General features: G+C 70.1%; 12 protein-coding genes. 10 read left to right on the forward strand and 2 right to left on the reverse strand.

Going from position 1 to position 14610, the window contains the following annotated elements; all coding sequences use genetic code 11:
- Nucleotides 1-95 precede the first annotated feature (95 nt).
- A complete protein-coding gene (locus tag CXY79_RS00400; protein ID WP_104099205.1) occupies nt 96-833 on the reverse strand; it encodes an IclR family transcriptional regulator in 738 nt (245 codons plus the stop codon).
- Nucleotides 834-1466: 633 nt separating this feature from the next.
- On the opposite strand from CXY79_RS00400, the gene CXY79_RS00405 reads away from it, so the two are divergent.
- The 8 genes from CXY79_RS00405 to CXY79_RS00440 all read left to right on the forward strand — a co-directional run bounded on the left by CXY79_RS00405 (nt 1467) and on the right by CXY79_RS00440 (nt 9997).
- Nucleotides 1467-1712, forward strand: a complete 246-nt coding sequence (locus CXY79_RS00405) for a hypothetical protein (RefSeq protein ID WP_104099195.1) — start codon at nt 1467-1469, stop codon at nt 1710-1712.
- A gap of 49 nt (nt 1713-1761) precedes the next feature.
- Entirely contained in the window at nt 1762-2181 is a 420-nt protein-coding gene (locus CXY79_RS00410; protein WP_146068057.1) for a hypothetical protein, read from the forward strand.
- Between the two features lie 538 nt (nt 2182-2719).
- The gene (locus CXY79_RS00415) at nt 2720-3517 is read left to right on the forward strand and encodes an RNA methyltransferase (protein ID WP_104099197.1); all 798 of its coding nucleotides are present in this window, start codon (nt 2720-2722) and stop codon (nt 3515-3517) included.
- A gap of 438 nt (nt 3518-3955) precedes the next feature.
- Complete coding sequence (locus CXY79_RS00420; protein WP_104099198.1) at nt 3956-5203, forward strand: thiolase family protein; 1248 nt, start codon at nt 3956-3958, stop codon at nt 5201-5203.
- A gap of 1 nt (nt 5204) precedes the next feature.
- Nucleotides 5205-6044: an SDR family NAD(P)-dependent oxidoreductase gene (locus CXY79_RS00425; protein ID WP_104099199.1), complete on the forward strand. Its 840-nt coding sequence runs from the start codon at nt 5205-5207 to the stop codon at nt 6042-6044.
- A 113-nt stretch (nt 6045-6157) separates the two neighbouring features.
- Nucleotides 6158-7207 (forward strand): iron ABC transporter substrate-binding protein, encoded by a 1050-nt coding sequence (locus CXY79_RS00430; RefSeq protein WP_104099200.1) that lies wholly within the window; start codon nt 6158-6160, stop codon nt 7205-7207.
- A 157-nt stretch (nt 7208-7364) separates the two neighbouring features.
- The gene (locus tag CXY79_RS00435; protein ID WP_369827912.1) at nt 7365-8861 is read left to right on the forward strand and encodes an ABC transporter permease; all 1497 of its coding nucleotides are present in this window, start codon (nt 7365-7367) and stop codon (nt 8859-8861) included.
- Complete coding sequence (locus tag CXY79_RS00440; RefSeq protein WP_104099201.1) at nt 8858-9997, forward strand: ABC transporter ATP-binding protein; 1140 nt, start codon at nt 8858-8860, stop codon at nt 9995-9997. Before CXY79_RS00435 ends, CXY79_RS00440 begins: the two co-directional genes overlap by 4 nt.
- A 306-nt stretch (nt 9998-10303) precedes the next feature.
- Here the strand turns inward: CXY79_RS00440 and CXY79_RS00445 are convergent, their stop codons facing one another.
- Complete coding sequence (locus tag CXY79_RS00445; RefSeq protein WP_104099202.1) at nt 10304-11746, reverse strand: helix-turn-helix domain-containing protein; 1443 nt, start codon at nt 11744-11746, stop codon at nt 10304-10306.
- 154 nt (nt 11747-11900) lie between these two features.
- Between CXY79_RS00445 and CXY79_RS00450 the strand changes: the two genes are divergently transcribed.
- Nucleotides 11901-13754: a phosphoenolpyruvate carboxykinase (GTP) gene (locus CXY79_RS00450; protein ID WP_104099203.1), complete on the forward strand. Its 1854-nt coding sequence runs from the start codon at nt 11901-11903 to the stop codon at nt 13752-13754.
- A 243-nt stretch (nt 13755-13997) separates the two neighbouring features.
- Nucleotides 13998-14441, forward strand: a complete 444-nt coding sequence (locus CXY79_RS16275; protein ID WP_104099204.1) for a glycosyl hydrolase-related protein — start codon at nt 13998-14000, stop codon at nt 14439-14441.
- The last annotated feature ends 169 nt before the right edge of the window (nt 14442-14610 follow it).

Below are 14610 nucleotides of genomic sequence, written 5' to 3' on the forward strand. Positions count from 1 at the left end.
GGCGCCCGGTCGGCGGCGCCCGCCCGGTCGGCGGCGCCCGCCCGGTCGGCGCCCGCCCGGTCGAAGCGCCCGCGTCTGGCCCGGTGTGGCGGCAATTAGCGCAGGTCGGCTGCAATTACGGCCGCGGCCGTCACAAGACGCGCGCCGATCGCGGCGTCACTCTGCCCGGTGCCGAGGTAGACGACCGCCAGAGCCGCCGGTGCCTCGCCGGGCACGACCAGCGGCACCGCCACGGAGGCCAGCCCCGGAATGACCTCGTCATGACTGGTGGCGAAGCCGCGTGCGCGCACGTCGGCGGCCTCGCCTCGGCGGGCTCCCTCGCCGAGGTTCACCCACTGGGTCGCCGTGAGCAGGGACTGGATGGCGATCCCGGGTGCACCCCGGCCGAGCGGATGCCGCGTGCCGGGGCGCTGCGCGACCGTGGCGTGCGCCTGCCGCGGTTCCACGCTGACCAGAGTGACGACCTCCGCCCGGTCCAGCACGGTCACGAAGGCTGTCATCCCCAACTCGTTCGCGACGCTCGTCAGCTCGGGCAGCGCCGCGGCCTGCAGACCGCGGGAGACGCCGCGGGCGAGCGCGGCCATCCGTGGGCCGAGGCGTACGGCGCCCGCGGCGTCTCGGATCACGACCCCATGGTCCTCCAACGTGCGTAATATTCGGTAGGCGATCGAGCGGTGCACGCCGAGGGCGGCGGCCACGTCGGCAATGGTCAGGGCCTCGTCGGCGTCGGCGAGAATCTCGAGCACGCGGATGCCGCGCGACAGGGTCTGCGAATGCGGCGCACCGTTCGGGCCGTTGGCACTGGGCCCGCTGGGCTTCCTCTGCTCGCTCATCCCGTTACCCCGCTCATTGACGTCGACACGGTGCCATTCTCGCATTCGTGGTTCAGGACCCGCGGTCGCCCCAGGAGCCATGCACTCGGAGTGTGCGTGCGCGTGCGTGCGTGTGTGCGTGTGTGTGGCCAACTCAGGAGATTTGGGTGCCGCACGGCATCTGTCGCCCGGACCAGTGCGGGGAGCGAAGGGGTGGTGCGGCGCGTCTCCTGAGTTGGCCACACCACCGTGACGGCGCGCCCGCGCGCGAGGTTTCCCGGTCCTCGGGTCCGAATCCTCCTCGTGCATATCTCCTGCAAATTGTGGGGGGCCGCATCGCGCCCCCGTCCGGGTCTTTCGGCGGCCCGGGCCGGCGCCCCCACCAGCGTGCAGAAGTCATGCCGGGTTCGCGGAGGCTAACTCAGGAGTTCCGGGATCGGGGCGGCCGATTCGGCACGGGCCAGTGCGGACCCGTGCGCCACAGGTGCGGGATGGTGGTTTCGCCGCGGTGAATCTCCTGAGTTAGCCACACGGAGCGCTGTCGCCTCGCTGCGCGCATCCGTGCGCTGCCGCCGCGCATCCGTGCGCTGCCGCCGCGCCTCCGTGCGCTGACAGGCAAGACCCACGGGGGAGACCGGCCTATCGTGAGCCGAAATGACCGCGATCTGGGTGTCCGTGTGCCTGGTCGCCGCCGTCGCGGCGTCCGGCCTGGGAGCGGCGTGTGCGCTCACCGGGCTCCGGATGCCGGGCCGCGCCCTGGTCGCGGCTCCCACCATGGTCGTCATGACCGTCTCGTGCGCCGACATGGTGCTGCCGGGCATGAAGCTGCTCGGCTCCTTGGCCTGGGCGGGGCTCCTGGGCGGGGCTCCTGGTCGGGGCGGCGCTGCTGGCCCTACTTGACCGGCGGCACCGCATGCCCGCCGCGCATCACGCCGTATCGCTGCTACTGATGTCCGTAATGTGGGTCGCCATGCTGCCGGCGGCGTCGACTAAGGCTACGGCGGCTTCGGTTGGCTCGGTCGCGGTGGCCGGCGCTGGCGCCGGAACCAGTGCCACGGCTAGTGCCACCGCTGCCGCTGCGCCCGTTGCCGCTGCGCCCGTTGCCGCCGGGACCGCTGTGGGAAACGGCGCCCATGCCGGGCACGCGCCGGCGATCACCGACGGCGGAACGCTGCCGGCCTGGCTTGTGGTGCTGCTGGCTGCGGCATCCGTTGCCCCCGCGGCCAGCGCCGTGCGGTCGGCGCGCCGCCCGACCGGGTCGGGGGTCGAGCCGGCCACGCTCCGACTGGAGTCGACCCAGCACCTGAGTATGGCGCTGGCGATGACGTTGATGGCCGCGGGGATGTTCCTGTCGCTGACCGGTTGCTGACGGATGCCGGGCACCCCCTGGCCGGGAGGAATCCGTAGCCATGATCTCACCATCACACGACCCGGCCGATAGCACAGTGCCGCCAGGACCGATCACCCAGGACCGGTCACACGGGACCGTGCCGACACGTCGAGCGGTGCGGCTAACTCAGGAGATGCGCCGCCGCATCCGTTGGATCGCCGCACTGGTCCGGGTGCCGGCTGCCGTCCCCCGCCCGGATCTCCTGAGTTAGCCCCAGGGCGCAACCCTTACCGGTACATAACTCCTGCAAATCGTAGCCCGGCCGAAGCCGTTGCCTGTGCTCCGGGGGCCGTGAATCCGCTACCGGCGGGGCCACTCGGGCGCCGGGGCACCCAGGCTGTCCGTGCCCGACGGGCGGATGAAAGGTGCGGCTAACTCCGGAGATGCGCCGCGGCATCCGTGGGATCGCCGCACTGGTCCGGGTGCCGGCTGCCGTCCGCCGCCCGGATCTCCTGAGTTAGCCCCGAGGTGCCCCGCATCCAGCCACCCGCCCCCGCCCCGCGATTAGACTGATCGGATGCCCGTCATCGAGATCAGCGACCTCAGCGATCCGCGGCTTGCGGACTACGCGCATCTCACCGATGTGGCACTGAAAAAGGCGCGCGGCACCGAACACGGCCTGTATATAGCCGAATCGGCATTGGTTCTAGAGCGGGCCCTGCGCGCCGGACACCGGCCGCGGTCGGTGCTCACACTCGGCAACACCGCCCCTGAGGCCCGCGCCCTCGTCGGCGAGGACGTGCCGATCTTCGTCGGCCCGGGGGCGCTTCTCGCCGAGCTCACCGGCTACGTGCTGCACCGCGGCGTTATCGCCTCGATGCACCGGCCCGAGCTGCCCGACCCGGAGTCGCTACTCGCCGGCGCCCGCCGCATCGTGATCCTCGAGAATGTGTCCGACCCCACGAACGTCGGCGCGATCTTCCGCTCCGCCGGGGCCATCGGCGCCGACGCGATCCTGGTCACACCGCGCTGCTCCGACCCCTTCTACCGTCGCGCCATCCGCGTCTCGATGGGCACCGTGCTGCAGGTGCCCTGGACCCGCGTCGGCGACTGGCCGAGTACCCGCGCGCTGCTCACTCGGCACGGTTTCCACCTCGCCGCGCTCGCCCTGACAACGGATGCCGTGAGCCTGCGCGACTTCCCCGGGCACGAGCACGAGCGGCTGGCGCTGCTGCTCGGCGCGGAGGGTGAGGGGCTCACCCCGGACGCATTGGCGGCCTCCGACACCGTGGTGCAGATCCCGATGAAGCACGGCATCGACTCCCTCAACGTGGCCGCCGCCAGCGCCGTCGCGATGTGGGCGTTCTCGGGCTGACGCCCCGCCTGCCACACCCGAACCTGCACGGCTCACCGCCGCACGCCACATCCGCACGCCACACCCGAACCTCCACGGCTCACCGCCGCACGCCACATCCGCACGCCACNCACGCCACATCCGCACGCCACACCCGAACCTCCACGGCTCACCGCCGCACGCCACATCCGCACGTCCCTGTCCTGCCGCGTTTGTGGCCAACTCAGGAGATACGTCGGCCGCGTTCTGTTAGCCCCCGGACCAGTGCGGCGGAACCCGCCGGACGACGGCTTCCCCACCGGATCTCCTGAGTTAGCCCCACGCGCAGCCCGTACCCCATGCGCAGCCCGTACCCCATGCGCAGCCCGAATCACACGCGCAGCCCGCAGCCTGCAGCCTGCAGCCCACACGCGCTCCCCGCTCCGCGCCGCGGTGGCACCGGAAGCCTAGGCTGAGGTCATGAGCAACGAGGCTGTCATTGTCGATGTCGTGCGCACCGCGTCGGGTCGAGGCAAACCGGGCGGCGCCCTCTCGGGCGTGCACCCCGCGGACCTGCTGGCCGGGGTGCTGAGCGAACTGGTCACCCGCAACGGGCTCGATCCCGCGCTCGTCGACGACGTGATCGGCGGCTGCGTCAGCCAGGTCGGCGAGCAGGGCTACAACGTGACCCGCACCGCCCTGCTCAGCGCGGGTTTTCCCGACTCGGTGCCCGGCGCGACCATCGACCGGCAGTGCGGATCCAGCCAGCAGGCGGCCACGTTCGCCGCGCAGGGCGTGATGGCCGGCAGCTACGACATCGTCATCGCCTGCGGCGTCGAATCGATGAGCCGCGTGCCGCTGGGCTCGTCGCTCGGCACGGCCCAGAGCCCGCAGAACCAGCAAGGCGGGCAGAGCCACCAGAACCAGCAGAATGTACAGATCCCGAATCCGCACGGCACGCTGATGCGCGACCGCTACCCCGACGGGCTCGTCAACCAGGGCGTCTCGGCCGAGCTGATGAACCAGAAGTGGAAACTGGGCCGCGGCGAACTGGATGCCTTCGCCGCCCGCTCGCACCGCCTCGCCGCGGCCGCCGCCGAACGCGGCGATTTCGACGGCGAACTGCGGCCGACGACTCTGCGGGACGGCCGGGTCGTGGCCGCCGACGAGACCATCCGCCCCGGCACCACCCTCGACTCCCTGGCCGCTCTGCCGCCGGCGTTCCGCACCGACGCCCTCGCCGCCCGCTTCCCGAAACTCGACTGGCACATCACCGCCGGCAACTCGTCGCCGCTCACCGACGGCGCCTCCGCGGCTCTGATCATGAGCGCCAAACGCGCCGCCCAGCTCGGCCTCAATCCGCGCGCACGGTTCCACAGCTTCGCGGTGACCGGAAGCGACCCGCTCTTGATGCTCACGGGCGTGATCCCGGCGACCCGGCGCATCCTGGAGCGCTCCGGTCTCAGCATCGACGACCTCGACGCCTACGAGGTCAACGAGGCGTTCGCCACCGTGCCGCTGGTCTGGCTGCGCGAACTCGGCGCCGACCCGGCCCTGCTCAATCCGCGCGGCGGGGCCATCGCGCTCGGCCACGCGCTCGGCTCCTCGGGCACCCGGCTCCTCGGCACCCTGCTCAACCACCTCGAACTGACCGGCGGCCGCTGGGGCCTGCAGACCATGTGCGAGGGCGGCGGCATGGCCAACGCCACCATCATCGAACGGCTCTGAGATGCGCGTCGACGGATGCTCCGCCCTCGTCACCGGGGCCGCCTCCGGCCTCGGGCTGGCCACCGCCACCGCCCTGGCCCACGCTGGGGCAGCGGTCGTGCTGCTCGACCTGCCCGGCACCAGTGGGGAGCAGGCGGCGGTCGTGATCGGCGGCCGGGCGTGTTTCGTGCCGGGTGACGTCACCCGCACCGAGGACGTGCAGGCCGCCGTCGACGCCGCCGCCGCGATCGCCCCGCTGCGCATCGTGGTCAACTGTGCCGGCATCGCCCCCGGCCAGCGCACCGTCGACCGCACCGGGGCCCCGCTGCCGCTGGACGACTTCGACCGGGTCATTCGCATCAACCTCGTCGGCACGTATAACGTGATCCGGCTGGCCGCGGCCGCCATGCAGGCTACCAGCCCGATCGGCGGCACGGACGGAGCCCCCGGGACGAACGGCACGGACGGCACCCCCGGCACGATCGACCAGACGGCCGGCACCGTCCCGGAGCGCGGTGTGATCGTGAACACGGCATCCGTCGCAGCCTTCGACGGGCAGATCGGTCAGGCGGCCTATGCCGCCTCGAAGGGCGGCGTCGCCGCGATGACCCTGCCGCTCGCCCGCGAATTCGCCCGATCGTTGATCCGGGTGGTGGCGATCGCGCCCGGCATCTTCGACACCCCGCTGCTTCAGGGGCTCCCCGAGAACGTGCGCGAGTCCCTCGCGGCGCAGGTTCCACACCCTTCCCGGCTCGGCAACCCGGCCGCGTTCGCCGCGCTCGTGCGGCACATCGTCGAGAACCCGATGCTTAACGGCGACACCATCCGGCTCGACGGCGCCATCCGGATGCCGCCCCGCTGACCGGGGCCGAGCCTGTGTATTCCCCTGCGGCCCCGACGACGCCAATTTCTTTAGGGTAGGCTTACCTAAAAGCACTGCGGGTCATGCCCGCACGACAGTAGGGACGCAACACGATGATCTTGACACGCCGCTGGGCACTGCTTACCGCTATCGGAACGGTGGCCCTGCTCGGGGTGACCGGGTGCAGCGCACCTGAGGAATCCAGTCCTGGTGCTACCGACGCGTCCACCCCGTCGGGTTCGATCACGGTCTACAACGCCCAGCACGAGGAACTGACCCAGGCCTGGGCCGACGAATTCACCGCGGAGACCGGCGTCACCGTCACGCTCCGCAATGGCGACGACTCGGAACTCGGCAACCAGCTCGTGCAGGAAGGCGCCGCGTCGAAGGCCGACGTGTTCCTTACCGAGAACTCGCCCGCGATCAGCCTCGTCGACAAGGCCGGCCTGTTCGCCCCGGTCGACGACGCCACGCTGGCCCAAGTTCCCAAGCAGTTCCAGCCGTCCACCGGCACCTGGACCGGCATCGCCGCCCGCTCGACCGTGTTCGCCTACAACCCGAGCATGATCAGCGCGGGCGAACTGCCGGCCTCGCTGCTCGACCTCGCCGACCCGGCCTGGGCCGGCCGCTGGGCCGCGTCGCCCTCCGGCGCCGATTTCCAAGCCATCGTCAGTGCGCTCCTCGAGCTCAAGGGCGAAGCCGCAACGAGTGACTGGCTCGCGGCCATGAAGGAGAACGCGGTCGTCTATAAAGGCAACAGCACCGTGATGAAGGCCGTCAACGCGGGTGAGATCCCCGGCGGCGTGATCTACCACTACTACTGGTTCGCAGACCAGGCCGGTACGGGCGAGAACAGCTCCAGCACCCAGATGCACTACTTCAAGAACCAGGATCCCGGTGCGTTCGTCAGCGTCTCCGGCGGCGGAGTGCTCGAGACCAGCGCGAACCCCGTGGCCGCTCAGGCGTTCCTCGCTTTCATCACCGGCAAGGCCGGCCAGGAAATCCTGAAGACCGGCACCTCGTTCGAGTACCCCGTTTCCGACGCGGTCGACGCGAACCCCGCGATGGTGCCGCTTCGCGAACTCGACGCCCCCGTCATCGACCCGTCCAAACTCAACAGCACCAAGGTCACCGATCTGATGACCGAGGCCGGTTTCCTCTAGGCTGAAACTGGTGATACCTGCAGCCCCCCCGACCGCGAAACCGGCGCCCGACCCGTCGGACACCGGTCGCGGAGCCGTCGCCGAAACCGGCGCAACGGGGCTTGCGGGGCGCACGGATGCCGCCGGCCGGGTCGGCAAACGACCGTCACCATTCATCGTGGCGGCCGCCGTCACCGTGTCCGTGCTCGGGCTGCTGCCGCTGGGCTACGTCATCGTCACCGGTATCCTGACCGGTTGGCCGACCCTCTCGGCGCTCGTGTTCCGGCCGCGGGTCGGCGAACTGCTCCTGAACACGATCGGGCTGGTCGTGATTACGGTGCCGCTGACCGCGGCGATCGGGGTGGCCGCCGCGTGGCTGGTCGGCCGCACCTCCCTGCGCGGCCACCGGGTGTTCGCCGTGCTCCTGGCGACGCCGCTCGCGGTGCCGGCCTTCGTCAACAGCTACGGCTGGGTAAGCGCCGTACCCTCCTTGAACGGGCTCTGGTCCGGGGTTCTGATCGCCACCCTGTCGTACTTCCCGTTGGTCTACCTGCCCTGCGTCGCCGCGCTCCGTCGGCTGGACCCCACGGTCGAAGAGGCAGCAGAGTCGCTCGGCAGCGGTGCCTGGGGCGTCTTCTTCCGCGTCATCCTGCCCCAGTTGCGGCTGCCGATCCTCGGCGGCGCCCTGCTGGTAGGGCTGCACCTGCTCTCCGAATACGGCGCGTTCGCGATGATCCGCTTTGACACCTTCACCACCGCCATCGTGGAGCAGTACCGGTCCACGTTCAACGGCCCCGCGGCCAACGCCCTCGCCGGCGTTCTCGTGCTGCTGTGCCTGTTCCTGTTGATCGGGGAGTCCGGTGCCCGCGGACGCTCCCGGTACGCCCGCATCGGCTCGGGTGTGGCCCGGGTCACGCCGCGGCGCTCCCTCCGCGCCTTCACGCCGGTCGGCTACCTGTTCCTCGGTGGGCTGTTCGCACTCGCGATCGGAGTCCCGTTCTGGAGCGTCATCCGCTGGCTCTACCAGGGCGGCGCAATCGTGTGGACCGATGCCGTGCTGGTCCAGGCCCTGCTGCAGACCGTGGGCTACGGCCTCGTCGGCGCCGCGGTCACCTGTGTACTCGCGTTCCCGGTCGCGTTCCTCGCGGTGCGCTACCCGAGCCGGCTGTCCCGCGGCCTCGAATCGGTCAACTACCTCACCAGTTCCCTCCCTGGGATCGTCACGGCCCTCGCGTTGGTGACCATCAGCATCCGTTTCGTGCAGCCGCTCTACCAGACCACCGTGCTGGTGATCGTGACGTACTTGCTGATGTTCCTGCCGCGCGCGCTGGTGAACCTCCGGGCCGGGCTCGCACAGGTTCCGGTCGGACTGGAGGAGGCGGCCCGGTCGCTCGGCAAGCATCCGTTCGCCGCGTTCCTCAGTGTCACCACCCGCTTCTTCGCGCCCTCGGCCCTGGCCGCGGGGGCGCTCGTGTTCCTCGGCATCGTCACCGAGCTGACCGCTACGCTGCTGCTGGCCCCGAGCGGCACCCGCACCCTCGCGATACAGTTCTGGTCGAAGGTGAACGACATCAATTACGTCGGCGCCGCGCCCTACGCCCTGCTGATGATCGTGCTGAGCCTGCCGGTCACCTACCTGCTGTTCGCCCGCTCCCGGCTGACGAGCGTGTCATGACCGCCGCCATCGAACTGTCCGGGGTCAACAAGAGCTTCGGCAGCAGCCGTATCCTCGAGGACATCGCCCTCTCGGTGCCGGAGGGTAGCCGCACGGTCGTGGTCGGCTCGTCCGGGTCGGGCAAGACCACCCTGCTGCGCCTGATCAGCGGCTTCGAGCTGCCCGACTCGGGCACCATCAGCGTGCTCGGTCGCACTGTGGCCGGCCCGGGCGCGGCCGTGGCCGCGCATCGGCGCGGGATCGGCTTCGTCGCGCAGGACGGCGCCCTGTTCCCGCACCTCACCGTGGGCCAGAACATCGCGTTCGGCCTCGGCCCGGCGCTCCGCGGCGGCACCCGCAAGCAACGCGCCCGTGCCGTGAGCGAGCTGCTCGAGATGGTGTCGCTGAGGCCCGACTTCGCCGCCCGCCGCCCCGACGAACTGTCCGGCGGCCAGCAGCAGCGCGTGGCCCTGGCGCGGGCCCTCGCCCGCCAGCCGCGGGTGATGCTCCTCGACGAACCGTTCTCCTCCCTCGATGCCGGACTGCGGGCGGCAACCCGCGACATCGTCGCCGAAACGCTGGAGCGCGTCGGCATCACCACGGTGCTCGTCACCCACGACCAGGCGGAGGCGATGAGCTTCGCCCACCAGCTCGCGGTGCTCCGCGACGGCAACCTCTGCCAGGTCGGGCCGCCGCGCGAGGTTTACTGGCGCCCCGTCGACCTGTTCACGGCCCGGTTCCTCGGCGACGCGGTCGTGCTACCGGCCACCATCTCGGACGGTTTCGCCGCCTGCGCGCTGGGCACAGTCGCGGTCGCCCCCACCAGCCTGCGCGGCGACGCCTGCATCATGCTGCGCCCGGAGCAGATCATGGTCGAGCACTGCGAGTCCGGAGGGGCGGATTCCGCCGCCTCCTGTACCGGCCAGGTCGAAGCGGTCGATTTCTACGGGCCCGAGGTGCAGCTGGCGGTGCGCCTGTTCTGCGTGGGCGCCCCGGCGTCCGGCTTCCCTCAGAGTCCCGGGACGCAGAGCCCCGGGACGCAGAGCCCCGGGACGCTGGTGCACGTAAGGCAGCACGGCACGATGGGCACCGTCGTGGGCAGCCGGGTCAGCCTCACCGCCCGTGGCACCGCCACCGCGTTCGCCGCCCGCCCCTGACCCTCGCCCTGCCGCCCGTCGGGCCGCTCCGTCGTGCCCTGTCCGCGCCGAGCCGCCCGTCGTCTCCTGTCCGCGCCGAGCGTACGCTGATCATCACCGAGGGAGCGCCGTGTCCGGTATCGAACCAATTCGACGGAGATTCTCGCAAAAAGAAGCAGTTTCGGAGCGTTCGGGACCGTTTCTGCCAAAGTCTCCGTCGAATTCGTTCGACGGAGACGGAGACGGAGACAGAAACGGAGACGGATGACCCGACGACGGCGGGGCGGATTACCCGACGACGTATGTGGCTCAGTGCCAGGATCCCCACTACTCCGCGGCGTGCGCCTCGAGGAACTCGTAAACCTCGGTGTCGTCGACGCCGGGGAAGGTGCCGCTGGGCAGCGGCGACAGCACGTGCGCGTGCAGCCGGGCGCTCGGCCAGGCCTTGCCGGCCCAGCGCGAGGAGACCTCGGAGGCCGGGCGGCGACAGCAGGACTCGTCCGGGCAGCGGGACACCGCCCGCTGCGTGGTCTCCCGGCCGCGGAACCACTTGGCCTGCACGAAGGGCACGCCGACGCTGATCGAGAACTCGCCGGCATCCGTCGCCCCGGTCTGGGTGGCGCACCAGAAGGTGCCGGCCGGCGTGTCGGTGTACTGGTAGAACTCGGTGGTGCGGTTGGTGTGGGTGAAGGCGCTGCGGGCGCTCCACTGCTTGCAGACGAACTGGCCCTCGATCGAGCCGGTCACGTCGGCCGGCAGGGGAAGGTCGTCGTTCTCGTAGCCCTTCTGCAGGGCGCCGTCGCCGGTGACGCGCAGGAAGTGCAGCGGCATGTCCAGGTGCGAGGTCGCCAGGTTCGTCAGTCGCAGCGCCGCGGCCTCGTGGGTCACCCCGAAGGCGTCGCGGAAGTCCTCGACCGAGAGCTCGCGTTCGCGCTTGGCGTGGGAGAGGAACGCGACGGATGCCGCCTGCGGCATCAGGCAGGCGGCCGCGAAGTAGTTGATCTGCAGCCTCTGCCAGAGGAACTCGGCGTAGCTGCCCGGCCGCTCGTGGCCGAGCAGCCGGTGCCCCATGGCCTGCAGCGCCATCGAGCGCAAGCCGTGACCGCCGGGGATCGACGCCGGCGGCAGGTAGATGCGGTGATTGACCAGGTCGGTGACCGACCGAGTCGAGCCGGGCAGGTCATTGACGTAGATGAGGTTGAAGCCGAGCTGCTCGGCCATCACGCTGACCTCCCGGTGGGTGAGGGCGCCCGACACATGCCCGGATGCCCGCACTCGGTCTTCGGCGAGCTGCTCGATGTCGGGCATGAAATTATCTTGTTCGCGCATCTGTTCGCGCAGTTCCGTGTTCGCGCGACGGGCCTCTTCCGGCGTGGCGATGGCTTCGCTGGCGCGGCGGGCGAGTTCGCGGTGCAGACCGAGAAGGGACTCGAGCGCCGCCATCGGCATGCCCTTGGTCATCTTCACCCGCGGCAGGCCGAGGGCGCCGTAGAGCGGATTGCGCTGCGCGCGCTCCAGCTCGATCTCGAGTGCGGCCCGCGTGTTCGGCGCTTCGTTTTTGAGCAGGTCGGTGAGCTCCACGTCGACGGCGGTGGCAATGTCCTGCAACGTCGACAGCTTGGGGGAGCGGCGGCCGTTCTCGATCAGGGAGAGCTGGCTCCCGGCCATGCCGACCTGCTCGCCGAGCTGGTCGAGCGTGAAGCCGCGCTCGGCCCGGAAATGACGGACACGGAGTCCCAGGGTGATCAGATCAGCGGCACGTGTCGACATTCCTTAACGATAACGAAAGATTCGCTGTTCTTAACCTGAGCACTTCCGGCACCGGTGGCATCGGTGGATCATTGTGGAGAGGGGAGGCGTATTTGCGTCCCCCCACGACTGCAGACCACTGGTTCACGCCGGATTGACCACGAAAGGCCAGGAGATGACAATCGCGAATTCCCGACTTGAGACCGGCGGGGGCGAGTCCCGCTATGTTGCCGGCACCACCGACCCCAACCTTCAGGCCTGGGTGGACGAAATTGCCCGGCTGACCCAGCCCGACGCCGTCGTCTGGTGCGACGGATCGTTGCGCGAAGCCGATGTGCTCGCGAAACAGCTCGTAGCCGAGGGCAAGCTCATTCACCTGAACCCGGAGTGGCGCCCCAACAGCTACCTGGCCCGCACGAGCCCGTCGGACGTGGCGCGCGTCGAGGACCGCACCTTCATCTGCTCGGTCGACCCGGGCGATGCCGGCCCCACCAACAACTGGGCCGACCCGGACGCGATGCGGGGCGAGCTGCAGGGAGTCTTCGCGGGCAGCATGCGCGGGCGCACGATGTACATCGTGCCGTTCTCGATGGGCCCGCTTGGCGGCCCCATCTCCCAGCTCGGCGTGGAGATCACCGACTCGCCCTACGTGGTGCTGAACATGGGCATCATGACGCGCATGGGCCAGAAGGTGCTGCACATGATCGAGGCCGGAGCCCCCTGGGTGCACACCGTGCACAGCGTGGGCTACCCGCTGGTCGACGCCGAGGGGCGCCGCCGTAGGGACGTCTCCTGGCCGTGCAACGACACCAAGTACATCGTGCAGTTCCCGGAGACCCGCGAGGTGTGGTCCTTCGGCTCGGGCTACGGCGGCAACGCACTGCTCTCGAAGAAGTCGTTCGCGCTGCGGATCGCATCCGTCATGGCCCGCGACGAGGGCTGGCTGGCCGAGCACATGCTCCTGATCAAGGTAACCTCCCCGGAGGGCGGCGTGTCGCACCTGGCCGCGGCTTTCCCGTCGGCCTGCGGCAAGACGAACCTGTCGATGCTGCGCCCGACCATCCCCGGGTGGAAGGTCGAGACCATTGGCGACGACATCGCCTGGCTGCGCCCCGGGCCCGACGGGAGGCTGTACGCGATCAACCCGGAGGCCGGCTTCTTCGGTGTGGCCCCCGGAACCGGCGAGGTCACCAACCCGACCGCCGTGGCCACCGTCTGGGGCAACACGATCTTCACGAACGTCGCACTGCGCGACGACGGCGACGTGTGGTGGGAGGGTCTGACCGAGACCACTCCCAGCCACCTGATCGACTGGGAGGGCAAGGATTGGACGCCCGCCTCCGGCCGCCCGGCCGCCCACCCCAACTCCCGCTTCACGGTTGCTGCGGCGCAGTGCCCGTCGATCGCCGACGACTGGGAGGCCTTCGGCGGCGTGCCGATCGACGCCATCCTCTTCGGCGGACGCCGCGCGACGAACGTGCCGCTGGTGGCCCAGGCCCGCAGCTGGAAGCACGGCGTGTTCATGGGCGCGACCATCTCCTCGGAGAAGACCGCGGCCGCCGAGGGCACCGTCGGCGAGTTGCGCCGCGACCCGTTCGCGATGCTCCCCTTTTGCGGCTATAACATGGCGGACTACTGGGCGCACTGGCTCAAGGTCGGCCGTGGTCTCGGCGGCAAGGCGCCGGAGATCTTCCAGGTGAACTGGTTCCGCAAGGGCGCGGACGGAAGCTTCCTCTGGCCCGGTTTCGGCGAGAACTCCCGCGTGATCGAGTGGATCGTGCGCCGCGTCGAAGGCTTCGCGAATGCCGTGGACACCCCGATCGGACACCTCCCGGTCCAGGGTGGCCTCGACCTGAAGGGTCTGGACCTGGCCGACGCGGATGTCGAGCAGCTCTTTGCGATCGACCCGGCCTCCTGGCTGGCCGAGTGCGACCTCACTGAGGAGTACTTCGCCAAGTTCGGCGACCGGGTGCCGCCGGCGCTGCTCTCCGAGCTCGCGAGCGTGCGCTACAATCTCCGAAACGCGTAGCGGAGCTCGGCGCCGCTGGTGCGCTGCGGCATCCGTTGCTGACGAATTCGACGGAGATTTTGCTCCCGTGGGGCTGTTTCGGGCGTGTAAAACTGCTTCAGATCCGAAAATCTCCGTCGAATTAGTTCACGAGCGCCCGCAGTGGCGGACGTGTGGGGCCGGGGGGCGGTCGTACGCTGCTGTCAGTCGGGCGGCGGTGCCCGGTGGGAAGTCGCAGGTGCGGTACAAGACGACGGCGGACTCGTGGAGAAACGCATCGACCGGTTCGTGCGGGCGCGGTTGCGCCCGGCGGTGCACCGGGCATCCGTGTCGCTGCGGGCCGGCGCCGGTATCCCCGAGGCGGTCGCGGAGGGGTACCGGCTGAACCTGCCGCTTTGTTCGGTGACCGGGGTGAGAGCGGCCCGCGTGGATCCGTTGATCGAGGTCGACCACCCGGCCGTCATGGTCGAGGCGGTCAAGCTGGCCGAGGACCGCAGCGGGGATCTGATCGTGCGGCTCTACGAGGCGCACGGGTCGCGGGTGCGGGTGCGGGTCATCCGTCACTTCGCCGCGACGGATGCCACCGAAACCGACCTGCTGGAACGCCCCCTGACCGCGCCGCGGGCTCCGTTCGCCGCCGATGGCTCCGCGCTGACGCTCGAGCTGCGTCCCTTCCAACTGGTCACCCTGCGCTTCGCGCGCCACTGACCGCCCGCGGTCCCGGCCGCACTACTACCCGCCCTGTTACCCGCCCACCTACCCGCTGTCCGCGCGCTGACAGGGCCACATGCGCCTTACGAATTCGACGGAGATTTTGGCTCTCCTGCTTCATCTGTGGGTGTTTCGGAGCGCCTTAACGGCCGCACGCCGCTTCCTG

Source organism: Cryobacterium sp. M96 (assembly GCF_002929845.1).
Lineage (GTDB): Bacteria > Actinomycetota > Actinomycetes > Actinomycetales > Microbacteriaceae > Cryobacterium > Cryobacterium sandaracinum.